The sequence below is a fragment of the Pseudomonas sp. RC2C2 genome (assembly GCF_018390435.1).
In the GTDB taxonomy this organism is placed as follows: Bacteria; Pseudomonadota; Gammaproteobacteria; order Pseudomonadales; family Pseudomonadaceae; genus Aquipseudomonas; species Aquipseudomonas donghuensis.
The window spans coordinates 2,736,698-2,760,072 of the sequence record NZ_JAHBAX010000001.1 but is presented as its reverse complement, the minus strand read 5'-3'; the positions used below and the strand labels follow the sequence as shown (position 1 = coordinate 2,760,072).

The following is a 23,375-nucleotide window of genomic DNA, read 5'->3' as shown; positions in this document are numbered from 1 at the left end:
CAGTTATTCGGCGATCAACCAATCCATCCGCCAGCTACCCTGGGTCTGCGCCAGCACCTGGGACAGCCACGGCAGCAGCGCACGCAGCTCTTCTTCCAGGCCCCATGGCGGGTTGGCGATGGCCAGGCCCGAGCCGTTGAGGCCCTGCGGGCTGTCCTGTGGATGCACATACAGCTCGACCCGCAGCAGCTTCGGCGCACCGGTACTGGTCAGGTCCTGGTAGAAGCGCACCAGTTGGCGCTGGTCCTTGATCGGGTACCAGATAGCCGCGACGGTCTGGCGCATGCGACCGATGGTCTCTTTCATCGCCTGGGTGCAGCGCTTGAGCTCGTCGGCTTGCTCGAACGGTGGATCGATGAGCATGACAGCGCGTTTTTCCTGCACCGGCAACAAGGCCCGCGGCACATGCCAGCCCTCACCCAGGTGCACGGCGACGCGCGGGTCCTTCTTCATGTTGTCCTTGAGCAGGCGGCCGTCTTCGGGGTGCTTCTCGTTGAGCAGCACACGGTCCTGCTGGCGGGCCAGGCGCCGGGCCAGCTCCGGGGAACCCGGGTAGTAGCGCAGCTCGCCGTCAGGGTTCATCTTGCGCAGGATGCGCAGGTAGTCTGCGGTGACTTCCGGCAAGTCGTCGCGCCCCCAGAGACGACCGATCCCTTCGATCCATTCGCCGGTACGCGTCGCCTGGTCGCCCTGCAGGTCGTAAAGACCCAGGCCGGCGTGGGTGTCGAGGTAGGCAAACGGCTGCTCCTTGCGCGACATCAACGCGATCAGACGGGTCAGCACAAGGTGTTTGAAGACGTCGGCATGGTTGCCGGCGTGGAAGGCGTGACGATAGTTCATGGCAACTCCTGCAAGACCGCGCAGTTTACCTTGTCATGCGGGCGGCGTCAGGCACGGGCCGCCAAAACGACAACGGCCCGGGCTCTTGCGAGACCGGGCCGTTGTCAGGCGAAGCTCAACAGTCGATCAATGACCGGCTTTGAACGCCTCGTCGGCAGCTTCGAAGCGCGACACCATGCCCTTCGACGGGCTACCGGCCTTGCTGACGAAGTAGATCGCCAGGGCGCCGAGAATGAAGCCCGGGATGATCTCGTACAGACCCCAGATGGAGAAGTGCTTCCACACCACAACGGTGATCGCACCCACCAGGATACCGGCCAACGCGCCGTCACGGGTCATGCCTTTCCACAGCACCGAGATCAGCACCACCGGACCGAAGGCAGCACCGAAGCCGGCCCAGGCGTAGCTGACCAGACCCAGCACGCGGTTCTCAGGGTTGGAGGCGATCAGGATGGCAACCACAGCCACCAGCAGCACCATGGCACGGCCGACCCAGACCAGCTCCAGCTGCGAGGCACCCTTGCGCAGGAAGGTCTTGTAGAAGTCTTCGGTCAGGGCGCTGGAGCACACCAGCAGCTGGCAGCTCAGGGTACTCATGACCGCTGCCAGGATGGCCGACAGCAGAACACCGGCGATCCAAGGGTTGAAGAGGATCTTGGCCAGCTCAATGAACACCCGCTCATGGTTCTCGGCGACCGGGCCCGCGACGTCCGGATGCGCCGAGAAGTAGGCGATGCCGAAGAAGCCAACGGCGCAGGTGCCGACCAGGCAGAGGATCATCCAGGTCATGGAGATGCGACGCGCATTGGCGATCGACTTGACCGAGTCAGCGGCCATGAAGCGCGCCAGGATGTGCGGCTGGCCGAAGTAGCCCAGACCCCAGCCCATCAGCGAGATGATGCCGATGAAGGTGGTGCCCTTGAGCATGTCGAAGTTGCCCGCGTCCTGCAGTTCGATGGCCGCGAAGGTGGTATCGAAGCCACCGGTTGCGATCAGCACGATCACCGGCGTCAGGATCAGGGCGAAGATCATCAGCGTGGCCTGGACGGTATCGGTCCAGCTCACCGCCAGGAAGCCACCCACGAAGGTGTAAGCAATGGTCGCCGCTGCGCCAGCCCACAGCGCGGTCTCATAGGACATGCCGAAGGTGCTTTCGAACAGGCGGGCACCGGCAACGATACCGGAAGCACAATAGATGGTGAAGAACACCAGGATCACCACCGCGGAGATGATCCGCAGCAACCCGCTGTTGTCTTCAAAGCGGCTGGAGAAGTAATCCGGCAGGGTCAATGCATCACCGTTATGCTCGGTCTGCACACGCAGGCGGCCGGCGACGAACAGCCAGTTCAGGTAGGCACCGACGATCAGGCCGATGGCGATCCAGCTTTCCGACAGACCCGACATGTAGATGGCGCCCGGCAGGCCCATCAACAGCCAGCCACTCATGTCCGACGCACCGGCCGAAAGCGCGGTAACCACGCTGCCGAGGCTGCGACCGCCAAGAATGTAGTCAGAAAGGTTGTTGGTGGAGCGATAGGCCATGAAGCCGATCAGCACCATTGCCGCGATGTAGATCACGAACGTGATCAAGGTTGGATTGCTTACACTCATTGTTGCGCCCTGGCGTTTGTTTTTATGTAGCGACAGCCTCAGAGGAGGTTGCACCCAGGCCGCGAATCCTATGCAACAACGCAAAGAGGGTGCAACCTGTTTTTACAATCAAGTTGCACCTCGTCGGAAATTTTGCGTAACAGCAGGTTTTTGCTCCCTTTTGGAGCAAGAACACCTATTTTCAGAAGAAAATGCACCATAAACAGCCATTTCCGCTGCGGGGTTTTACCCACCGGACGAGTTGCACTTTTTTCCTGCATTTTTTGGGTTGCACTAGGTTGCACCCGAAATCGCGCACGGCTAATCTTGGCGCCAGCTTAAGTCACAACCTGTGGCAATAATGAGGATAAGAAATGGCGACGACCACCCTTGGGGTCAAACTCGACGACCCTACCCGTGAGCGACTCAAAGCAGCTGCGACGTCTATCGACCGCACGCCGCACTGGTTGATCAAACAAGCGATCTTCAACTACCTGGAGAAGCTCGAGGGTGGCGCCACCCTGACCGAACTCAACGGTCAGCCCGGCATTCATGCCGACGATGCCGGCGAAGTCCAGGCCGACCACGCCCACCAGTGCTTCCTCGAGTTCGCCGAGAGCATCCTGCCGCAATCGGTACTGCGCTCGGCCATCACCGCCGCCTACCGCCGCCCCGAGCCGGAAGTGGTACCGATGCTGCTTGAGCAGGCACGCCTGCCGGCTGCCATGGCCGAAGCGACCAACAAACTGGCCGCTGGCATCGCCGAAAAACTGCGCAACCAGAAAAGCGCTGGCGGTCGTGCCGGCATCGTCCAGGGTCTATTGCAGGAATTTTCCCTGTCGTCCCAGGAAGGCGTGGCACTGATGTGCCTGGCCGAAGCCCTGCTGCGTATCCCCGACAAAGGCACCCGTGACGCCCTGATCCGCGACAAGATCAGCACCGGCAACTGGCAACCGCACCTGGGCAACAGCCCGTCGCTGTTCGTCAACGCGGCCACCTGGGGCCTGTTGCTGACTGGCAAGCTGGTCTCGACCCACAACGAATCCGGCCTGACCTCTTCGCTCAGCCGCATCATCGGCAAGAGCGGCGAGCCGATGATCCGCAAGGGCGTCGACATGGCCATGCGCCTGATGGGCGAGCAGTTCGTGACTGGCGAAACCATCGCCGAAGCCCTGGCCAATGCCAGCAAGTTCGAAGCCAAAGGCTTCCGCTACTCCTACGACATGCTCGGTGAAGCGGCACTGACCGAACATGACGCCCAGAAGTACCTGGCGTCCTATGAGCAGGCCATTCACTCGATCGGCAAGGCCTCTCACGGTCGCGGCATCTATGAAGGCCCGGGCATCTCGATCAAGCTCTCGGCCCTGCACCCGCGCTACAGCCGCGCCCAGTACGAGCGGGTGATGGACGAGCTGTACCCGCGCCTGCTGTCGCTGACCCTGCTGGCCAAGCAATACGACATCGGCCTGAACATCGACGCCGAAGAAGCCGATCGCCTGGAGCTGTCGCTGGACCTGCTCGAGCGCCTGTGCTTCGAGCCGCAACTGACCGGCTGGAACGGTATCGGTTTCGTTATCCAGGCCTACCAGAAGCGCTGCCCGTACGTGATCGACTACGTCATCGACCTGGCCCGCCGCAGCCGCCATCGCCTGATGATCCGCCTGGTTAAGGGTGCCTACTGGGACAGCGAAATCAAGCGCGCCCAGGTCGACGGCCTGGAAGGCTATCCGGTGTACACCCGCAAGGTGTACACCGATGTGTCCTACATTGCTTGCGCACGCAAACTGCTGTCGGTGCCGGAAGTCATCTACCCGCAGTTCGCCACCCACAACGCTCACACCCTGTCGGCCATCTATCACATTGCTGGTCAGAACTATTACCCGGGCCAGTATGAGTTCCAGTGCCTGCACGGCATGGGCGAGCCGCTGTACGAACAGGTTGTCGGCAAGGTCGCCGATGGCAAGCTGAACCGTCCGTGCCGCGTGTACGCACCGGTCGGCACCCATGAAACCCTGCTGGCCTACCTGGTGCGCCGCCTGCTGGAAAACGGCGCCAACACCTCGTTCGTCAACCGCATCGCCGACCAGTCGATCTCGATTCAGGAACTGGTCGCCGACCCGGTCGCCACCATCGAGCAGATGGCCACCCAGGAAGGCAGCTTCGGCCTACCGCACCCACGCATTCCGCTGCCGCGTGACCTGTATGGCGCCGAGCGGGCCAACTCCGCCGGTATCGACCTGGCCAACGAACACCGCCTGGCTTCGCTGTCCTGCGCCCTGCTGGCCACCGCCCACAATGACTGGAAAGCCGCGCCGATGCTCGGTTGCGCCTCCAGCAGCGAAGCGCCTGCCCAGGTTTTGAACCCGGCAGATCTGCGCGATGTGGTCGGTCACGTCCAGGAAGCCAACGTCACCGACGTCGACAACGCCATCCAGTGCGCCCTCAACGCCGCGCCGATCTGGCAGGCCACCCCGCCAGCCGAACGCGCTGCGATCCTGGAACGTGCCGCCGACCTGATGGAAGCCGAGATCCAGCCGCTGATGGGCCTGCTTGCCCGTGAAGCCGGCAAGACCTTCGCCAACGCCATTGCCGAAGTGCGTGAAGCAGTCGACTTCCTGCGCTACTACGCCGTGCAGGCGCGCAACGACTTCAGCAACGACGCCCACCGCCCACTGGGCCCGGTGGTGTGCATCAGCCCATGGAACTTCCCGCTGGCTATCTTCAGCGGCCAGGTTGCCGCTGCGCTTGCCGCCGGTAACCCGGTGCTGGCCAAGCCGGCCGAGCAAACGCCGCTGGTGGCTGCCCAGGCCGTGCGCCTGCTGCTCGAAGCCGGTATCCCTGAAGGCGTGGTGCAACTGCTGCCAGGGCGCGGTGAAACCGTCGGCGCCCGCCTGGTCGGCGACGATCGGGTCAAAGGCGTGATGTTCACCGGCTCCACCGAAGTCGCCCGCCTGCTGCAACGCAACATCGCTGGCCGCCTGGACGCCCAGGGCCGTCCGATCCCGCTGATCGCCGAAACCGGCGGCCAGAACGCAATGATCGTCGACTCCTCGGCGCTCACCGAACAAGTGGTCATCGACGTAGTGTCGTCGGCCTTCGACAGCGCCGGTCAGCGTTGCTCGGCCCTGCGCGTACTGTGCCTGCAGGAAGATTCCGCCGACCGCGTCATCGAAATGCTCAAGGGCGCCATGGCTGAAAGCCGTCTGGGTAACCCCGAGCGCCTGGCCGTGGACATTGGCCCGGTGATCGACGCCGAAGCCAAGGCTGGTATCGAGAAGCACATCCAAGGCATGCGCGACAAAGGCCGTACCGTGTACCAGATGGCAATCGCCGATGGTGAAGAGATCAAGCGCGGCACCTTCGTGATGCCAACCCTGATCGAACTGGAGAGCTTCGACGAGCTGCAACGCGAGATCTTCGGCCCGGTACTGCACGTGGTGCGCTACAACCGCAAGAACCTCGACCAGTTGATCGAGCAGATCAATGCCTCCGGTTACGGCCTGACCCTGGGTGTGCACACCCGGATCGACGAAACCATTGCCAAGGTCATCGACAACGTCAACGCCGGTAACGTCTACGTCAACCGCAACATCGTCGGTGCCGTGGTTGGCGTGCAGCCATTCGGTGGTGAAGGCCTGTCTGGTACCGGCCCGAAAGCCGGTGGCCCGCTGTACCTGTACCGCCTGCTGTCGACCCGCCCGGCCGGCGCCATCGAGCAGTCATTCCAGCGCACCGACGGCGAAAACGCCCCGGACACCCGCCTGCGCGACAGCTTGAGCAAACCGCTGCAAGCCCTCAAAACCTGGGCGGCGAGCAATCAGCTGAACGACCTGAGCGACTTGTGCGAACAGTTCGCCCAGCAATCGCAAAGCGGTATCAGCCGCCTGCTGGCGGGGCCGACTGGCGAGCGCAACAGCTACACCATCCTGCCGCGCGAGCACGTGCTGTGCCTGGCCGAGGTCGAAGCTGACCTGCTGACCCAACTGGCCGCAGTCCTGGCCGTGGGCAGCTCGGCGGTCTGGCCGGAAGGCGAGCTGAGCAAGACCCTGCGCAATCGTCTGCCAAAGGAAGTGCAAGCGCGCATCCAGCTGGTGGCCGACTGGAACAAGGACGAAGTGGTGTTCGACGCCGTCCTCCATCACGGCGACTCCGACCAACTGCGCGCCGTGTGCGAGCAGGTGGCCAAGCGCGCCGGTGCCATCGTCGGTGTTCACGGCCTGTCGTCGGGTGAAACCGCGATTGCCCTGGAGCGCCTGGTGATCGAGCGCGCGCTGAGCGTCAACACCGCTGCTGCCGGTGGCAACGCGAGCCTGATGACTATCGGCTGACGTTAGCGCAACCACGAAAAAGGGAGAGCATCTGCTCTCCCTTTTTCGTTACGGGCTCAATAAAAACCTATCATCAGCGAACCTACAGCAAGCAACACCAACGACGGCCAAAACAATAGCCCCCAGAGCATCCAAATCCAGTTAATCAACGACAGCCTTGCATTGGCCAACCCCTGCTCATCTCCTTCACTGAAGTTGATGGCGCACTGAATTCTGACAATCACCCAGATGAATACTCCATGTGAAGTCAGCAGGAGCATCGTGGCGATATGAAAGAAATGTTCCCAGGCGCCCTGGTCCAACAACAGCAAAGGACCCACGCCAATCAGGTAAAGCAATGTCAGGACCAATGGTGACCATCGGTACTCAAGCCTTGATTGGCGAATCCGCGCATCGATCCGCCTCATCAGCGGATACAGGAAAATGATCGGGAACAAGGCGCGGACCAATGGCAAGACAGGCTCGCCTGTAACTTTTCGGTACAAGACCCAGCTTCGGTGAAAACAGAACCACCAATACAGGCCAAAGGTGAAGAAACTCATGATGGCCAGTTTTTTGGGCGACACCACAAAGAACTGAGGATGATCGTTGACCCCGGAAGTTGTTTCTGACGACATCGACAAATACCGACTCAGAGGAACAGAGAATGAGTCGACATCTAACCGGTTTGAGGCTGTTGAAATCTGCCATACCGATCCTAACCAGAAGTACGACCGGTCCTAAGCCGAGCGCCGCCGCTCGCTCATGCCCCGTCATCACCTGTACCTATTAACCTGTCCTGATCCCTGCCTGCACCCTAGACTCGGCCCATCCCCAGACAGGAATGCCGCCATGTCCGAGACCCTGCTCAGCGCCCGCAACCTGGCCTTCGAACTCTATGAAGTGCTCGACGCCGAGGCCCTGACCCAACGCCCGCGCTTTGCCGAGCACAACCGCGAAACCTTCGACGCCGCCCTGAGCACCGCGCGATCCATCGCTGAAAAGTACTTCGCCCCGCACAACCGCAAGGGCGATGAGCACGAGCCGCGCTATGAAAATGGCGAGGCGGTGCTGATTCCGGAGGTAAAGCCTGCGGTCGATGCCTTCCTTGAAGCAGGTTTTCTCAATGCCAGCCGTGACTTCGAAGCCGGTGGCATGCAGTTGCCGACCCTGCTGTCGCAAGCCTGCTTCGCCCACTTCCAGGCCGCCAACGCCGGGACCACGGCCTACCCGTTCCTGACCATGGGCGCTGCCAACCTGATCGAGAGTTTTGGTAGCGACGAGCAGAAACGCCTGTTCCTGCAGCCGATGATCGACGGCCGGTTCTTCGGCACCATGGCCCTGACCGAGCCGCACGCCGGTTCGTCCCTGGCCGATATCCGCACCCGCGCCGAACCGGCCGACGATGGCAGCTATCGGCTGCGCGGCAACAAGATCTTCATTTCCGGCGGTGACCATTCGCTGTCGGAAAACATCGTGCACATGGTCCTGGCCAAATTGCCGGATGCGCCGCCCGGGGTGAAGGGCATTTCGCTGTTTATCGTGCCCAAGTTCCTGGTCAACGCCGACGGCAGCCTGGGCCCGCGCAACGATGTGCTGCTGGCCGGGCTGTTCCACAAGATGGGCTGGCGCGGCACCACCTCGACGGCGCTGAACTTCGGCGACAACGGCCAGTGCGTCGGCTACCTGGTGGGCAAGCCGCACCAGGGCCTGGCCTGTATGTTCCAGATGATGAACGAGGCGCGCATCGGCGTCGGCATGGGTGCGGTGATGCTCGGCTATGCCGGCTACCTGTACTCGCTGGAGTACGCCCGCCAGCGTCCGCAGGGACGCCTGCCAGACAACAAGGACCCGGCCACTGCTGCCGTGCCGATCATCAACCACAGCGATGTCAAGCGCATGCTGCTGACCCAGAAGGCCTATGTCGAAGGCGCCTTCGACCTGGGCCTGTACGCGGCGCGATTGTTCGATGACAGCCAGAGCGGCGAAAGCGCAACGCTTCGCCAGCAGGCCCATGAGCTGCTCGACCTGCTGACGCCGATCGTCAAGTCATGGCCGTCGGAGTTCTGCCTGAAGGCCAACGAACTGGCCATCCAGATTCTCGGTGGCCATGGCTACACCCGCGAGTACCCGGTCGAGCAGTACTACCGCGACAACCGCCTGAATCCCATTCACGAAGGCACCCACGGCATCCAGTCACTGGACCTGCTCGGGCGCAAACTGGCGCAGAACGGCGGTGCCGGGCTCAAGCAACTGGTCCGTCTGATCGCCACCACCTGCAAGCATGCCCAACAGCACAGCAGCCTGGATCGCCTGCGTGTACCGTTGGAGCAGTTGCTCATGCGCCTGCAGGAAGTGACGCTCGGGCTGCTCGACGACTTGGGCCAGGGTCAGGTCAATGCTGCCCTGGCCAACTCGGCGCTGTACCTCAAGGCCTTCGGCCACTGCGTGATCGGCTGGCGCTGGCTGGAGCAGGCAGTGCGTGCCGAACAGGGCCTGGCCGGGGGTAACCCGGCTGATCGCGACTTCTACCTGGGCAAATTGCAGGCCGCGCGTTATTTCCTGACCTGGGAAGTGCCGGGCTGCCATAATGAGCTGGCATTGCTCGCGGCCCGTGACGATACCTGCCTGAGCATGCACGACGAGTGGTTCTGAGGGGGAACCACCGCGCACACGGAGGTTCCCGCATGTTCGAGTTGACCGCATTGCTGCGCCAGCGCTTCGCCGCCCTGCGCAGCAGTGGCGAATTCTTTTCCCTGCGTTATGTGCAGCAGAGCCAGCAGCACCTGTCGGTGCGCAAGAATATCGCCGAGCCGCCGTTCCTCAGCCGTGACGAAGGCGCAATGCTGACCGTGCGCCTCAATGGCGTGGAAACCTACGCCGCCACTGCCGACCTGTCCCAGGCCGGCCTGCAGCGGGCTCTGGAGCAGGCTGAAGCACTGGCCCGGCAGATCGCCGGGCGCGCCCTGCTCGACCTGCGCGAACAACCGGTGGCCACAGGCCGCGCCGACTACTGCTCGCCCAACCTCGAGCAAGCTTTCCCGTCCCTGGCCGAGTGCTACGCCCTGCTCGCCCAGGAGTCGGCCAGCGTGCCGAGCGACAGTCGTCTGGTGAACTGGCACGCCAGCCTCGGTATCAGCACTATCGAACAGATCTACCTGAACACTGCCGGCGCCGAATTGCGCCAGGCTCAGCGCTTCATCTACCCGGGCTTCAGCACCACTGCCTTCGACGGCCAGGACAGCCAGACCCGCACCCTGGGCCGGGAGAACTTCGGCCAGCAGGGCGGCCTGGATGTGATCGAGCGTTGCGGGCTGGTCGGCGCCGGAGCCAAGGTCGCCGATCAGGCCCTGCAACTGCTGCTGGCGCCGAACACGCCAAGCGGTGTGCGCGACCTGCTGCTGATGCCCGACCAGATGATGCTGCAGATCCACGAATCCATCGGTCACCCGCTGGAAATGGACCGCATCCTCGGCGACGAGCGCAATTACGCCGGCACCAGCTTCGTCAAAGCCAGCGACTTCGGCAACCTGCAATACGGCTCGAAACTGCTCAACGTGACCTTCGACCCGTCGATCCGCGAGGAGCTGGCCAGCTACAGCCACGACGATGACGGCAGCGCCGCGCACAAGCAGTTCCTGATCAAGGACGGTTTGCTGGTTCGTCCGCTCGGTGGCGCCCTGTCGCAGTTCCGCTCTGGCCTTGAAGGGGTGGCCAACAGCCGCGCCTGCGGCTGGAACCGCGCGCCGATCGACCGCATGGCCAACCTCAACATCGAGCCGGGCGACAAGCCCCTGGCGCAACTGATCGGCGGCATCGAGCAGGGCATCCTGATGCGCACCAACCGCTCGTGGTCGATCGACGATGCGCGCAACAAGTTCCAGTTCGGTTGCGAATGGGGCCAGTTGATCGAGAACGGCGAGCTCAAGGGCGTGGTCAAGAACCCCAACTACCGCGGCATCTCCGCACAGTTCTGGGGCAACCTCAGCGCCGTCGGTGACGCCAGTACCCTGCAGGTATTGGGTACACCGAACTGCGGCAAGGGCGAGCCCAACCAGGTGGTACGGGTGGGCCACGCCTCCCCCGCCTGCGTATTCAGCCAGATCGACGTATTCGGAGGAGACGCCTGATGGCTGCCACCCCACTGCAAAGCTTTCAGCACCTGGTCGCCAGCCTGCGTGACGCAGTACCCGCCCCTGAGCATTTCACCCTCAGCTACAGCGGCGAACACTCGCAGTTCATCCGTTTCAATCACGCCAAGGTGCGCCAGGCCGGTGAAGTCCAGCAAGCCAGTTGCGTGCTCAAGCTGATCGCCGACGGGCGCCAGGCCGAGCTGCAGTTCACCTTGGGCAACGATGCCGAAGTGGACCAACTGCGCTTGCAACAGGCTTTGGAGCAGCTGCGCCAGACCCTGCCGCTGCTCGAGCCCGACCCTTACCTGCAGCTCAACGACAGCGCCTGGCAAAGCCATAGCGTGCAGGATCAACCGCTGCCTGACAGCGCCGAGGTACTGGCGCAGATCGAGCAAGGCGCAGGTGATCTGGATCTGGTCGGCATCTATGCCGCAGGCCCCATCTGCCGCGGCTTTGCCAGCTCGTTCGGGGCATTTGGCTGGCACCAGGCCAATAGCTTCAACTTCGACTGGAGCCTGTTCCACAGCAACGGCGAAGCGGTCAAAGCCAACTATGCCGGGCAAACCTGGGACCACGAAGCCTTCGCCGTGCGCCTGCAGCAGACCCGCGAACAACTTGACTACCTCGGCCGCCCGCTGAAAAAGCTCGCCCCCGGCCAGTACCGCGCCTACCTGGCACCGGCGGCGCTCGACGAGGTCATGGGCATGCTCTGCTGGGGTGGCTTCTCGGCCCAGGCCATCGCCACCAAGAACAGCCCGCTGCAGCGCCTGTACAGTGCCGATGCCAGTCTGAGCCCATTGACCAGCATTGCCGAACAGGTCAGCGGTTCGCTGAGCCCGTCGTTCTCGGATGAAGGCTTGCTGCGCAGCGACCTGCGTCTGATCGACAAAGGCCAGGCCCTGGATCGCCTGATCTGCGCACGCAGCGCCGCCGAGTTCGAGCTGGCGGCCAACGGTGCCGACAGTCACGAAGCACCTTGCGCCCTGAGCATGGCGCCAGGTGACCTGGAGCACAGTGAAATCCTCACCCGCCTGGGCACCGGCCTGTACATCAGCAACCTTTGGTACCTGAACTACTCGGACCTGCCTGCGGCGCGCATGACCGGCCTGACCCGCTTTGCCACCTTCTGGGTCGAGAACGGTGAGATTCAGGCTCCAGTAAGCACCATGCGCTTTGACGACAGTGTCTACAGCTTGCTGGGTTCGCAGCTGGAAGCGTTGACGACAGACCGCGAGCTGATTCTGTCGACCAGCACCTACGGGCAACGGCAGACCAGTTCGAGCCATTTGCCGGGAGCCTTGGTCAAACGCCTGACGTTGACACTGTGATAACCCCGATCGCTGGCAAGCCAGCTCCCACACGGATCTGTGTGAACTTGTCCCTGTGGGAGCCGGCTTGCCGGCGATGAGGCCCTCGACCTTGTAGAGATGCCCATGCCCAACCGCGCCCCGCTGGACCCGACCACCGCCCGCTGGATCCCCTGGGTAGTGGCCATCGCCTTCTTCATGCAGTCGCTCGACGGCACCATCCTCAACACCGCCCTGCCGGCCATGGCCCGCGACCTGGCCGAAGACCCGCTGCGCATGCAGTCGGTAATCATCGCCTACATGCTCACCGTGGCCCTGCTGATCCCGGCCTCGGGCTGGATTGCCGACCGCTTCGGCACCAAGCGCATTTTCTTCGGCGCCATCCTCCTGTTCAGCCTCGGCTCGCTGCTCTGCGCCCTGGCCAGCAGCCTCGGCATGCTGGTGGCGGCGCGGGTGATCCAGGGCCTGGGCGGGGCATTGATGTTGCCGGTCGGGCGCTTGGTGGTGCTGCGCGCCTATCCGCGTTCGGAACTGGTGCGGATCATGAGCTTCATCACCATCCCCGGCCTGCTCGGTCCGTTGCTGGGCCCGACCATGGGCGGCTGGCTGGTGGAGATTCTCAGCTGGCACTGGATCTTCCTGCTCAACCTGCCGGTTGGCGCCATCGGTTGTTATGCGGTGTGGAAGTTCATCCCCGACCTGCGCGGCAGCGAGCGCACCCGCTTCGACAGCATCGGCTTCGTGCTGTTCGGCGCGGCGATGGTGCTGATCACCATCGCCATGGAAGGCCTGGGCGAACTGCACTTGCCGCACCTGCGGGTGATGTTGTTGCTGTTCGCCGGCATGGCCTGCCTGGCCGCCTACTGGCTGCGCGCCGGCAGCGTCGACAACCCGCTGTTTTCGCCAAAACTGTTCCGCACCCGGACCTTCTCGGTGGGTATCCTCGGCAACCTGTTCGCTCGTCTCGGCAGTGGCGCCCTGCCGTTTCTGGTGCCGCTGTTGCTGCAGGTGGCGCTGGGCTATTCACCGTCCCAGGCCGGCATGAGCATGATCCCCCTGGCCGCTGCGGCGATGCTCGCCAAGTCGATTGCCCGGCCGCTGATCGAGCGTTTCGGCTACCGCAACATTCTCACCGGCAACACCCTGCTGCTGGGCTTGCTGCTGGCCAGCCTGGGACTGGTCGACGAGCAGACGCCCTACGCCCTGCTGCTGTTGCAACTGGGCTTGCTGGGCGCGGTCAACTCGATGCAATTCACGGCAATGAACACCGTGACCCTGATCGATCTGGATGACCACAACGCCAGCAGCGGCAACAGCCTGCTGTCGGTGGTCGCGCAACTGTCGCTGAGCCTCGGCGTGGCCTGCGCTGGCGCCCTGCTCGGCGGTTTTACCGCAGCGGGCAGCGCCGAGGGCGTAGAAAGCACCCTCGGGGCGTTCCAGCTGACCTTCGTGACCATCGGCCTGATGGCCATGTTCGCCGCAGCGATCTTCATGCAGCTGTCCAGGGCGGACGGAAGGCGTGCCCCTCGTCCGGAACCGGAGATCGAGCCTTAGGGCTAAAGGCCACGAGGCTGGTACACTGCGCGACATTTTGTTTTGCAGGCCAGTCTCGTGACCACCATTGCCACCGTCTTCGCCACTTTGCCGCTGTCCGCCGCCATGCTGGCCAACCTGGACGCCCTCGGCTACGCCCAGATGACCCCGATCCAGGCCCAGAGCCTGCCGGTGATGCTCAAGGGCATGGACCTGATCGCCCAGGCCAAGACCGGCAGCGGCAAGACTGCCGCCTTCGGCATCGGCCTGCTCAACCCGCTCAACCCGCGCTACTTCGGTTGCCAGGCGCTGGTGCTGTGCCCGACCCGCGAGCTGGCCGACCAGGTGGCCAAAGAACTGCGCCGCCTGGCCCGCAGCGAAGACAACATCAAGATCCTCACCCTCTGCGGTGGTGTGTCCCTCGGCCCGCAGATCGCTTCGCTGGAGCACGGCGCGCACATCATCGTCGGTACCCCGGGCCGCGTGCAGCAGCACCTGAGCAAGGGCACCCTGGTGCTCGATGGCCTCAACACCCTGGTGCTCGATGAAGCCGACCGCATGCTCGACATGGGCTTCTACGACGCCATCGCCGACATCATCGGCCAGACCCCGAAGCGCCGCCAGACCCTGCTGTTCTCCGCCACCTACCCGGCCGGCATCAAGCAGTTGGCCTCGACCTTCATGCGCGACCCGCAGACCGTCAAGGTCGAGTCGCAGCACGCCGACAGCCAGATCGAGCAGCGCTTCTACGAGATCAACCCGGACCAGCGCATGGACGCGGTGAGCAAGCTGCTCGGCCATTTCCGTCCGCAGTCGTGCGTGGCGTTCTGCTTCACCAAGCAGCAGTGCCAGGAGCTGGTCGAGCACCTGCAGGCCAAGGGCATCGCCGCCCAGGCCCTGCATGGCGACCTGGAGCAGCGTGACCGCGACCAGGTCCTGACCCTGTTCGCCAACCGCAGCCTGTCGGTGCTGGTGGCCACCGACGTCGCCGCCCGCGGCCTGGATATCGATGCCCTGGACATGGTTATCAACGTCGAGCTGGCCCGCGATGCCGAGATCCACGTGCACCGCGTCGGCCGTACCGGTCGGGCGGGCGAGAAAGGCCTGGCGGTGAGCCTGGTGGCCCCGGCCGAAGGCCATCGCGCCCAGGCCATCGAAGACATGCAAAAGGCCGCCCTGCGCTGGGAACAGCTCGACAGCCTCAAGGCCCAGAATGGTGCACCGCTGCTGCCGACCATGAGCACCCTGTGCATCGCTGCCGGGCGCAAGGACAAACTGCGTCCTGGCGATATCCTCGGCGCCTTGACCGGTGATGCCGGCTTGCCGGGCACCCAAGTGGGCAAGATCGCCATCTTCGACTTCCAGGCGTTCGTTGCTGTCGAGCGGGCGGTGGCCAAGCAGGCGTTGCAGCGGCTCAACAGCGGCAAGATCAAGGGGCGGTCGTTGCGGGTACGGATCGTCTGACACCTTTTCGCCGGGCAAGCCCGTTCCTACACACCCTGTAGGAGCGGGCTTGCTCCGCGATCGCTTCACCACCGAATCTCGAGGATTTTGCAGTGCGTTCCACCGAAGTGATCATCATCGGCGCTGGCGCCGCCGGCCTGATGTGTGCCTTGACCGCCGCCAAACGTGGCCGCCAGGTGCTGTTGCTCGACCACGCCAACAAGCCGGGCAAGAAGATCCTCATGTCCGGCGGCGGCCGTTGCAACTTCACCAACATGTACACTGAGCCGAGCAACTTCCTCTCGCACAACCCGCACTTTTGCAAGTCGGCCCTGGCCCGCTACACCCAGTGGGATTTCATCGAGATGGTCGGCAAGCACGGCGTGCCCTACCACGAGAAGAAGCTCGGCCAGCTGTTCTGCGATAACAAGTCCAGCGACATCCTCGGCATGCTCCTGGACGAATGCGCCAGCGCCGGCGCCGAACTGCGCATGGATACGCGTATCGAGCAGATCGAAAAACTCGACAGCGGCTACCTGCTGGAAACCAGCGCCGGCCAGTTCCAGTGCCAGTCACTGGTGATCGCCACCGGCGGCCTGTCGATCCCGACCCTCGGCGCCACCGGTTTCGGCTACCAGGTAGCCCGCCAGTTCGGCCACACCTTGCTGCCGACCCGCGCGGGCCTGGTGCCGTTCACCATCACCGAACCGCAGCTCAAGGCCATCTGCACTGAACTGTCGGGGACCTCGGTGGATTGCGTAGCCAGCTGCAACGGCAGCAGCTTCCGGGAAAACCTGCTGTTCACCCACCGCGGCCTGAGCGGCCCGGCGATCCTGCAGATTTCTTCGTTCTGGCAGGCTGGCGACACGCTTGAAATCAACCTGCTGCCGGAGCATGACGCCCTGGGCTGGCTGCAACAGCAGCAAGCCGAGCGCCCCAACAGCGAGCTCAAGACCCTGCTCGGGGAGATCTTCACCAAGAAGATGGCCAACCTGCTGGCCGAGCACTGGTTCGTCTCCAAGCCGATGAAGCAGTACACCCCGGCGGAACTGGCCCAGGTCAGCGACAAGCTCGGGGCCTGGCAGGTGGTGCCGGCCGGCACCGAAGGCTACCGCACGGCCGAGGTGACCCTGGGCGGCGTCGATACCCGCGAGGTCTCGTCGAAAACCATGGAATCACTGAAAAGCCCGGGCCTGTACTTTATTGGCGAAGTGCTCGACGTCAGCGGCCACCTGGGCGGCTTCAACTTCCAGTGGGCCTGGGCCTCGGCGTACGCGGCCGCGCAGTTCGTCTAACCTTCGCGGTAGAATCAGCGCATCAAGGAACAAATTTTGCTGGTCAGAGGGTAGCGGTAACACCGCTGCCATCTGATTGGCTCAATTTCGATCATCGCCCAAGGCCTGCCCACCCGACATGTCATCTTCCTCGTTCAGCCAATCGTTGCGCCGCCTCTGGGCCCTGGACAAGTTCAGCTATGCCATCCGCGTTCTCATCGCCCTGACCGGCAGCATGCTGCTGTGCTGGTACAAGGACGAGATGAGCCTGCTGATCCCGCTGTTCCTGGGGATTATCGCCAGCGCCCTGGCTGAAACCGACGACAGCTGGCAGGGGCGCCTGAATGCCCTGGCGGTAACCCTGGTATGTTTCACCATCGCCGCGTTGTCGGTGGAGTTGCTGTTTCCCTATCCGATCATCTTCGGTTGCGCCCTGGCCCTGGCCAGCTTCGCCCTGACCATGCTTGGCGCCCTCGGTGAACGCTACGGGGCGATTGCCTCGGCAACGCTGATCCTCTCGGTGTACACCATGATTGGCGTCGACCAGCGTGGCGGCGAGGTCACGGACTTCTGGCATGAGCCACTGCTGCTGGTGGCCGGGGCCGCCTGGTACGGTTTGCTTTCAGTGCTGTGGCAGGCGCTGTTCTCCAACCAGCCGGTACAGCAGAGCCTGGCCCGGCTGTTCCGCGAACTGGGCCGCTACCTCAAGCTCAAGGCCACCCTGTTCGAACCGATCCGCCAACTGGACGTCGAAGCCCGCCGCCTGGAGCTGGCGCAGCAGAATGGCCGGGTGGTGGCCGCGCTCAATGCGGCCAAGGAGATCATCCTGCACCGGGTTGGCAATGGCCGGCCGGGGTCGAAGGTCAGCCGCTATTTGAAGCTGTACTTCCTCGCCCAGGACATCCACGAGCGCGCCAGCTCTTCGCACTACCCGTACAACGCCCTGACTGAAGCCTTCTTCCACAGCGATGTGCTGTTCCGCTGCCAGCGCCTGCTGCGCCAGCAAGGGGTGGCCTGTCAGCAGCTGTCCGAATCCATCCAGCTGCGCCAGCCGTTCACCTACGACACCAGCTTCACCCAGGCCCTGGAAGACCTGCACGCCTCGCTCGAACACCTGCGCATCCAGAGCAACCCGGCCTGGCGCGGCCTGCTGCGTTCGCTGCGCGCACTGGCGGCTAACCTGGCGACCCTCGACCGCCTGCTCAGCGACGCCAGCAACCCCGACAACCTCGCCGATGCCAGCGACAGCAGCCTGCTCGACCGTTCGCCGCGTAACTTCAAGGACGTCTGGAGCCGCCTGCGCCAGCAACTGACACCGACCTCGCTGCTGTTCCGCCATGCCCTGCGCCTGCCGCTGGCGCTGTCGATCGGCTATGGCATGGTGCACCTGATTCACCCGACCCAGGGCTACTGGATCATCCTCACCACATTGTTCGTCTGCCAACCCAACTACGGCGCCACGCGGCGCAAGCTGGTGCAACGGATCATCGGCACCGCCATCGGCCTGACCGTCGGCTGGGCGCTGTTCGACCTGTTCCCGAGCCCGGTCATCCAGTCGCTGTTCGCCGTGGCCGCCGGGGTGGTGTTCTTCGTCAACCGCACCACCCGCTACACCCTGGCGACCGCAGCGATCACCCTGATGGTGCTGTTTTGCTTCAACCAGATCGGCGATGGCTACGGGCTGTTCCTGCCGCGCCTGTTCGATACCCTGGTAGGCAGCCTGATCGCCATCCTCGCGGTGTTCCTGTTCCTCCCGGACTGGCAGGGACGGCGCCTGAACAAGGTGCTGGCCAACACCCTGAGCTGCAACAGCACCTACCTGCGCCAGATCATGCAGCAGTACGCCCAGGGCAAGAGCGACGACCTCGCCTACCGCCTGGCCCGGCGCAATGCCCACAACGCCGATGCGGCGCTGTCGACCACCCTGGCCAACATGCTCATGGAGCCTGGGCATTTTCGTAAGGAGGCGGATGTCGGCTTTCGCTTTTTGGTGCTCTCGCACACCCTGCTCAGCTATCTCTCGGGCCTGGGTGCACACCGCGATAACGCGCTGGATGCCGAGGTTCGCGAGCAGTTGATCGACAGTGCCGGAGCGCGCCTGGCCAACAGCCTGGATGAGATTGCCGAAGGCCTGGCCAGCAAGCTGCCGGTGGCCATTCACAGTGATGCCGAAGAGGCCCTGGCCAATGAGCTTGAGCAGATGCCCGAAGAGCTCGACGAAAACCAGCGCCTGGTGCAAACCCAGCTGGCGCTGATCTGCCGTCAATTGGGACCGCTACGGACCCTTGCCGCGCACCTGATCAAGGACAGCGCGACAGCCTGATCACAAGCCGTGCTGCCTGAGCAGCCGGGCATAGCTACCGTCGGCTTTCATCTGCGCAATGGCGCGGTCGAAGCCGGCGACGATCTGCTGGTGCTCGGGGTTCTTCAGACTGACCAGGATATGCAGGCTGTTCTCGCTGATGGGCTGGTCAAAGAACTCCACCGCCTCACGCACCTCTTTCGGTTCGCGCTTGAGGTAGTAACCGGCAACGAACTCATCTTCCAGCGCCAGGCGCACGCGGCCCGCGGCCAACATGCCGACGGCGACGGAAAAACTGCGTACCGGAATCTTCTGCAAATGGGTGTCGCTGTCGAACTCGGGCGAGTAGGCGTAATCGCGCACTACAGCAATGGGGAACGGGTACAGGTCGCTGAGGGCATTGAAGCGCACCGCGTCGCCTTTGCGCTTGAGCAGACGGATACGGTTGGTCAGGTAGCTGGCGGAAAACTGGCCAATCTGCGTACGCGCGTCGTTGTACCAGGCGTTGACCAGCACATCGTAGCGCCCGTCCCCCACTCCCAGCAGCGCCCGCGCCCAGGGCACCTGTTCGTATTGGCTGGTATAGCCGGCACGGGTCAGGGCGGTGGTGACGATGGCCGTGGCCAAGCCGCCGTTGGCCATGTTGGCGTCAGTGAAAGGTGGCCAGCTGTCAGCAACCAGGCGCAGCGTGGCGGCCTGCGCCGTCGTGCTCGCCAGCAGCAGTATTCCCAGCAAAGCCAAGACTCGAAGCAATGGCCGCATGCTCAAATCCTTTAGCGAACCTCTGGTTCGCGCCGTTGATTTCAACTGCTTGAGAATGTTCAGTGCCTATCAGCCATTGCAGGTTACACAAAGAAGCAGCACTCGGGCAGAGACAAATGATATCAAATAGCCTCTATTCTGGTCGACTTCGAGCCTGTGTTGACCTGGAGCAATTAGACCCTCGCCTCGCTGTCTGCCATGATCAGGGGTATCAACCGCTTGAGAGACGCCCATGGCCATCGACTGGATCTGCAAACACCACAGCGACATTGGCAAGGAACAACTCTATGCCATTCTGCGACTGCGCACCGAAGTGTTCGTGGTCGAACAGAAATGCGCCTACCAGGAGGTCGACGGCCAGGACCTGGAGGGCGACACCTGCCACCTGATGGCCTGGGAGGGTGACAATCTGCTGGCTTACCTGCGTTTACTCGATCCGCAATCCCAGGGCGGTGACGTGGTCATTGGCCGGGTACTGATCGCCCCAGAGGCACGTGGTCGTGGACTGGGTCATGAACTGATGGAGCACGGGCTCAAGTATGCAGAGGAATACTGGCCAGAAGTGCCGGTGTACCTGTCCGCCCAGGCGCACTTGCAGGACTACTATGCACGCCATGGCTTCAAGGTGGCGGGAGAGGAGTATCTGGAAGACGATATCCCGCATATCGGTATGCGTCGCGGCTGAAATTCAGGGCTGCTGCGCAGCCCATCGCTGGCAAGCCAGCTCCCACAGGAGTCACACAGAACCTTGTGGGAGCTGGCTTGCCAGCGATGGGGCCCTCAGGGATACCCCAGCACTTCACGAATACCGCGCAAATGCTGGATGATCCACTGCTTGTCGATCGCTCCCCAGTCACGAATCCGGTAGTGCCCGGCATGATTGCGCGCCCCTGCCTGCTGCTCGAACTCACAGACGATATCCAGGTCAGCCAGGGCGGCAATGGTGTCCTGGGCGGTGCGCCGCGGCATGCCGGTGGCCTCCATCAACGCCGGGACAGTGCTGGCCGTCTGGCTGTCGATCAGCCAGGCGACATACAGCCGGCGGTAGAAACTGCTCTTGGTCTTGCTCACTTCCATTGGCAAATCCTCAGGGCCTACAGGCTGGCGGGCAGCTCGCGGTAGGTCAGGTAAACCCGCAGGTCGAATTCCAGTTGATGGTAGCCCGGCTGCATGTATTCGCAGAGCTGGTAGAACGCCTTGTTGTGATCGGACTCTTTCAGGTGCGCCAGCTCATGCACCACGATCATCTTCAGGAACTGCGGCGCCGCCTCCTTGAACAACGAGGCGATGCGGATTTCCTTCTTGGCCTTCAATTTGCCACCCTGTACCCGCGACACAGCGGTGTGCAGGCCGAGTGCCCGGTGGGTGAGGTCCAGGCGGTTATCGAACAACACCTTGTCAAGGTTCGGCGCGTTGCGCAGGTGCTCCTGCTTGAGCGCCTGGGTGTAGGCGTATAGCGCCTTGTCGCTCTGCACCGCGTGCTTGTCCGGATAGCGCTGCTGCAGGTAATCGCCCAGGCGATTGCTGGCAATCAACTGGCGAACCTGGTCTTGCAGGGCGGGCGGATAGGCTTGCAGGTACTTGAGCACAGTCATGGTCAAAACGGCTGACGATAAAAGCGCCCAGTGTACCCAACTACACCCCTTGCCAGTCAAAAAAGCCCGGAAACGCCCCGGCGTCACCAGGAGTCATGGGCCGCGCCACCAAGAAGCCTTGCACATATTCGCAACCATTGGCTTGCAACCAATGCGCCTGCTCGCGGGTTTCGACGCCTTCGGCGATCACGCTGATACGGTACTGCCGGCACAGGTCAATCACGCAACGCACCAGCGCCGCGTCCGCTTGCGACCCGGGCAGACGTGCGACCAAATGGCGGTCAAGCTTGAGGGTGTCGATCGGTAGATCGCGCAGCATGCGCAACGAACAATCGCCGGCACCGAAATCGTCGAGGGCAACGCGTACGCCTAGCTCCCTGAGCTTGTGCAACTGCTTCAAGGCCACCTCGTTGTTGACCATCAGCGAGGTCTCGGCAATCTCGACCTCCAGCTGCGCCGGCTCCAGGCCCTGGCTGCCAATCACCCGCCCGAGCTCCTCGACCAGGTTGGGCATGGCAAACTGCACGCGACTGAGGCTGATCCCCAGCACCAAGGCTGGATCGAAGCAATCCTGCCAGTCATGCCGTTGCGCTGCACCCTGGGCATAGATCCAGCTGGCCAGGCGCGAAATCAACCGCGCCTCCTCCAGCAAGGGCAGGAACAGCCCCGGCGGTACATCGCCAACGCTGGGGTGCTGCCAACGCAACAACGCCTCGAAGCCGCGCAGGCGTCCGTCGGCAAAGGCGACCTGAGGCTGGTAGACCAGGCTGAAGTCCTCGTTCTCAATGGCGCCGCGCACCGAGTCCTCGAGCATCAGCCGTGAACGTGCCCGGCCGTTAAGGTCCTGGTCGTAATAGCGATATTGCTGGCGCCCAGCCTGCTTGGCCGCATACATCGCGGCATCGGCCGCACGCAGCAGGCCGTCGAGGTTGGCGCCACAATCGGGGTAGGTGGCAATACCGATGCTCACGCCCAGGGTCACTTCCATGCCGTCGATCTGCTGGCAGATCGACATGCGCTCGATCACCCGCTCGGCAAATCGCGCAGCCTGCTCCGGGTATTCAAGTGCATCGAACAGCGCCGTGAACTCATCGCCGCCCATGCGCGCGAGAATCGCGCTGGCCCCCAGGCAATCCTTGAGCTGCTCGGCCACCCAATGCAGCACCCGGTCGCCCGCCTCATGGCCGAGAAAATCATTGATCCGCTTGAATCCATCCAGGTCCAGGTACATCAGGGCCTGGGCCTTGTCGCTGCGTTCGTTGCGTACCAGCGCACTTTCGGCGGCCTGATAGAAGCCACGACGGTTGAGCAGGCCGGTCAGGGGGTCGGTGACCGCCTGGAACTCCAGTTGCTGGTGCAGGTTGCGCACCACCGACATGTCCAGCACCGTGACCACCATGGCCCGCTGACCATCGGTCAACGGCGAACAGGACAGCGCCACCGGCACCGGCTGGCCACCGGCGGTGCGCAGCAAAGCATCGTGGATACGGAAAATCTGCCGGTCCAGGTAGGCCTGGTAGAAGGCCGACTCATTCCACAACGTCATGCCTGGCGATTGCACGAAATCCAGCAGGCTGGCGCCTTGCAGCTTCTCGACAGGGGCTTCGAGCAACTGGGAAATGGCCGGATTGGCAAAGGTGATTCCACCGTTTTCATTCACCACCAAAATACCTTCGGCGGCATTGTTGAGCACCGAGGCATTGAAGGCCCGCGCCGCCTCGAGGTCGCGACTCAAACGCTGCAACGAGCGCCGGTTGCGCTGCTGCTCAAGCAAGGCCTGGACCTTGGGTTTGAGAATCTGCGGGTCGAAGGGTTTGAACAGGTAATCCACTGCGCCACTGGCATACCCTTTGAGCACGGCGGCCTGGGACTGCTCGTTGGCGGTAAGAAAGATGATTGGCGTCAACCGCGTGCGTTGGCTGCCGCGCATCAAGCGGGCAACCTCGAAACCGTCCATGCCGGGCATCTGCACATCCAGCAGCACCAGGTCCACTTCGTGTTCGAGCAACGCGCTCAGGGCTTCCGTCCCGGAGCTCGCGGTAAGTACTTGCCAATCCTGGCGGGCCAGCAAGGCCCGCATGCTGATCAGGTTTTCCGGGTAGTCATCAACGACCAGCAGTACTGAGCCGCTATCGTGTGACTGAGGTTGCGCGCAATCCATGCTGCTTCTCTTAAGGCACCAATGCCGGACTTCGGCTGAAATCTGTGCGTAACTCTAGACCCGGCTGCCGCAAATCTGAAGTCAGCACATTGCCATCATGCGCGGAATGGCCTGTTAGCCGACTAACG

At 63.1% G+C, this 23,375-nt stretch carries 16 protein-coding genes; 9 read left to right on the top strand and 7 right to left on the bottom strand.

Annotation, left to right across the window (positions count from 1 at the left end):
• Nucleotides 1-3 precede the first annotated feature (3 nt).
• Nucleotides 4-840, bottom strand: coding sequence for a 23S rRNA (adenine(2030)-N(6))-methyltransferase RlmJ (locus KHO53_RS12745; protein WP_010221549.1), 837 nt, complete (start codon nucleotides 838-840; stop codon nucleotides 4-6).
• A gap of 126 nt (nucleotides 841-966) precedes the next feature.
• Nucleotides 967-2,451, bottom strand: coding sequence for a sodium/proline symporter PutP (putP, locus tag KHO53_RS12740; RefSeq protein WP_010221548.1), 1,485 nt, complete (start codon nucleotides 2,449-2,451; stop codon nucleotides 967-969).
• 353 nt (nucleotides 2,452-2,804) lie between these two features.
• Between putP and putA the strand changes: the two genes are divergently transcribed.
• Nucleotides 2,805-6,758, top strand: coding sequence for a trifunctional transcriptional regulator/proline dehydrogenase/L-glutamate gamma-semialdehyde dehydrogenase (gene putA / locus KHO53_RS12735; RefSeq protein ID WP_213570359.1), 3,954 nt, complete (start codon nucleotides 2,805-2,807; stop codon nucleotides 6,756-6,758).
• A 56-nt stretch (nucleotides 6,759-6,814) separates the two neighbouring features.
• Here putA and KHO53_RS12730 read toward each other — a convergent pair whose 3' ends face one another.
• Nucleotides 6,815-7,375: a hypothetical protein gene (locus KHO53_RS12730; RefSeq protein ID WP_051636763.1), complete on the bottom strand. Its 561-nt coding sequence runs from the start codon at nucleotides 7,373-7,375 to the stop codon at nucleotides 6,815-6,817.
• A 214-nt stretch (nucleotides 7,376-7,589) separates the two neighbouring features.
• Here KHO53_RS12730 and KHO53_RS12725 point away from each other — a divergent pair, with 214 nt between their 5' ends.
• The 7 genes from KHO53_RS12725 (at nucleotide 7,590) to yccS (ending at nucleotide 18,750) form a co-directional block, all read left to right on the top strand.
• Nucleotides 7,590-9,392 (top strand): acyl-CoA dehydrogenase, encoded by a 1,803-nt coding sequence (locus tag KHO53_RS12725; protein ID WP_010221544.1) that lies wholly within the window; start codon nucleotides 7,590-7,592, stop codon nucleotides 9,390-9,392.
• A gap of 32 nt (nucleotides 9,393-9,424) precedes the next feature.
• The gene (locus KHO53_RS12720; RefSeq protein WP_010221543.1) at nucleotides 9,425-10,867 is read left to right on the top strand and encodes a TldD/PmbA family protein; all 1,443 of its coding nucleotides are present in this window, start codon (nucleotides 9,425-9,427) and stop codon (nucleotides 10,865-10,867) included.
• Nucleotides 10,867-12,198: a TldD/PmbA family protein gene (locus KHO53_RS12715; protein WP_010221542.1), complete on the top strand. Its 1,332-nt coding sequence runs from the start codon at nucleotides 10,867-10,869 to the stop codon at nucleotides 12,196-12,198. Before KHO53_RS12720 ends, KHO53_RS12715 begins: the two co-directional genes overlap by 1 nt.
• A gap of 105 nt (nucleotides 12,199-12,303) precedes the next feature.
• The gene (mdtD, locus tag KHO53_RS12710) at nucleotides 12,304-13,731 is read left to right on the top strand and encodes a multidrug transporter subunit MdtD (RefSeq protein ID WP_010221541.1); all 1,428 of its coding nucleotides are present in this window, start codon (nucleotides 12,304-12,306) and stop codon (nucleotides 13,729-13,731) included.
• A gap of 105 nt (nucleotides 13,732-13,836) precedes the next feature.
• A complete protein-coding gene (dbpA, locus tag KHO53_RS12705; protein ID WP_232531859.1) occupies nucleotides 13,837-15,174 on the top strand; it encodes an ATP-dependent RNA helicase DbpA in 1,338 nt (445 codons plus the stop codon).
• 92 nt (nucleotides 15,175-15,266) lie between these two features.
• Nucleotides 15,267-16,448: a BaiN/RdsA family NAD(P)/FAD-dependent oxidoreductase gene (locus KHO53_RS12700; RefSeq protein ID WP_010221539.1), complete on the top strand. Its 1,182-nt coding sequence runs from the start codon at nucleotides 15,267-15,269 to the stop codon at nucleotides 16,446-16,448.
• Between the two features lie 118 nt (nucleotides 16,449-16,566).
• Nucleotides 16,567-18,750, top strand: a complete 2,184-nt coding sequence (yccS, locus tag KHO53_RS12695) for a YccS family putative transporter (RefSeq protein ID WP_036995465.1) — start codon at nucleotides 16,567-16,569, stop codon at nucleotides 18,748-18,750.
• Here yccS and KHO53_RS12690 read toward each other — a convergent pair whose 3' ends face one another.
• A complete protein-coding gene (locus KHO53_RS12690; protein WP_010221537.1) occupies nucleotides 18,751-19,491 on the bottom strand; it encodes a substrate-binding periplasmic protein in 741 nt (246 codons plus the stop codon).
• A gap of 232 nt (nucleotides 19,492-19,723) precedes the next feature.
• Between KHO53_RS12690 and KHO53_RS12685 the strand changes: the two genes are divergently transcribed.
• The gene (locus KHO53_RS12685) at nucleotides 19,724-20,176 is read left to right on the top strand and encodes a GNAT family N-acetyltransferase (protein WP_010221536.1); all 453 of its coding nucleotides are present in this window, start codon (nucleotides 19,724-19,726) and stop codon (nucleotides 20,174-20,176) included.
• Nucleotides 20,177-20,271: 95 nt separating this feature from the next.
• Here the strand turns inward: KHO53_RS12685 and KHO53_RS12680 are convergent, their stop codons facing one another.
• The 3 genes from KHO53_RS12680 to KHO53_RS12670 are packed head-to-tail and all read right to left on the bottom strand — an operon-like array spanning nucleotide 20,272 to nucleotide 23,247.
• Complete coding sequence (locus tag KHO53_RS12680; RefSeq protein ID WP_010221535.1) at nucleotides 20,272-20,568, bottom strand: winged helix-turn-helix domain-containing protein; 297 nt, start codon at nucleotides 20,566-20,568, stop codon at nucleotides 20,272-20,274.
• Nucleotides 20,569-20,585: 17 nt separating this feature from the next.
• Nucleotides 20,586-21,086, bottom strand: coding sequence for a M48 metallopeptidase family protein (locus KHO53_RS12675; protein ID WP_010221534.1), 501 nt, complete (start codon nucleotides 21,084-21,086; stop codon nucleotides 20,586-20,588).
• 40 nt (nucleotides 21,087-21,126) lie between these two features.
• The gene (locus KHO53_RS12670; protein ID WP_100782883.1) at nucleotides 21,127-23,247 is read right to left on the bottom strand and encodes a putative bifunctional diguanylate cyclase/phosphodiesterase; all 2,121 of its coding nucleotides are present in this window, start codon (nucleotides 23,245-23,247) and stop codon (nucleotides 21,127-21,129) included.
• Nucleotides 23,248-23,375: the final 128 nt, after the last annotated feature.

Bases quoted from the DNA above. Each gene is read 5' to 3' on its own strand.
- KHO53_RS12745 (WP_010221549.1), bottom strand. From the start codon at position 840: ATGAACTATCGTCACGCCTTCCACGCCGGCAACCATGCCGACGTCTTC.
- putP (WP_010221548.1), bottom strand. From the start codon at position 2,451: ATGAGTGTAAGCAATCCAACCTTGATCACGTTCGTGATCTACATCGCG.
- putA (WP_213570359.1), top strand. From the start codon at position 2,805: ATGGCGACGACCACCCTTGGGGTCAAACTCGACGACCCTACCCGTGAG.
- KHO53_RS12730 (WP_051636763.1), bottom strand. From the start codon at position 7,375: ATGTCGTCAGAAACAACTTCCGGGGTCAACGATCATCCTCAGTTCTTT.
- KHO53_RS12725 (WP_010221544.1), top strand. From the start codon at position 7,590: ATGTCCGAGACCCTGCTCAGCGCCCGCAACCTGGCCTTCGAACTCTAT.
- KHO53_RS12720 (WP_010221543.1), top strand. From the start codon at position 9,425: ATGTTCGAGTTGACCGCATTGCTGCGCCAGCGCTTCGCCGCCCTGCGC.
- KHO53_RS12715 (WP_010221542.1), top strand. From the start codon at position 10,867: ATGGCTGCCACCCCACTGCAAAGCTTTCAGCACCTGGTCGCCAGCCTG.
- mdtD (WP_010221541.1), top strand. From the start codon at position 12,304: ATGCCCAACCGCGCCCCGCTGGACCCGACCACCGCCCGCTGGATCCCC.
- dbpA (WP_232531859.1), top strand. From the start codon at position 13,837: ATGCTGGCCAACCTGGACGCCCTCGGCTACGCCCAGATGACCCCGATC.
- yccS (WP_036995465.1), top strand. From the start codon at position 16,567: ATGTCATCTTCCTCGTTCAGCCAATCGTTGCGCCGCCTCTGGGCCCTG.
- KHO53_RS12690 (WP_010221537.1), bottom strand. From the start codon at position 19,491: ATGCGGCCATTGCTTCGAGTCTTGGCTTTGCTGGGAATACTGCTGCTG.
- KHO53_RS12685 (WP_010221536.1), top strand. From the start codon at position 19,724: ATGGCCATCGACTGGATCTGCAAACACCACAGCGACATTGGCAAGGAA.
- KHO53_RS12680 (WP_010221535.1), bottom strand. From the start codon at position 20,568: ATGGAAGTGAGCAAGACCAAGAGCAGTTTCTACCGCCGGCTGTATGTC.
- KHO53_RS12675 (WP_010221534.1), bottom strand. From the start codon at position 21,086: ATGACTGTGCTCAAGTACCTGCAAGCCTATCCGCCCGCCCTGCAAGAC.
- KHO53_RS12670 (WP_100782883.1), bottom strand. From the start codon at position 23,247: ATGGATTGCGCGCAACCTCAGTCACACGATAGCGGCTCAGTACTGCTG.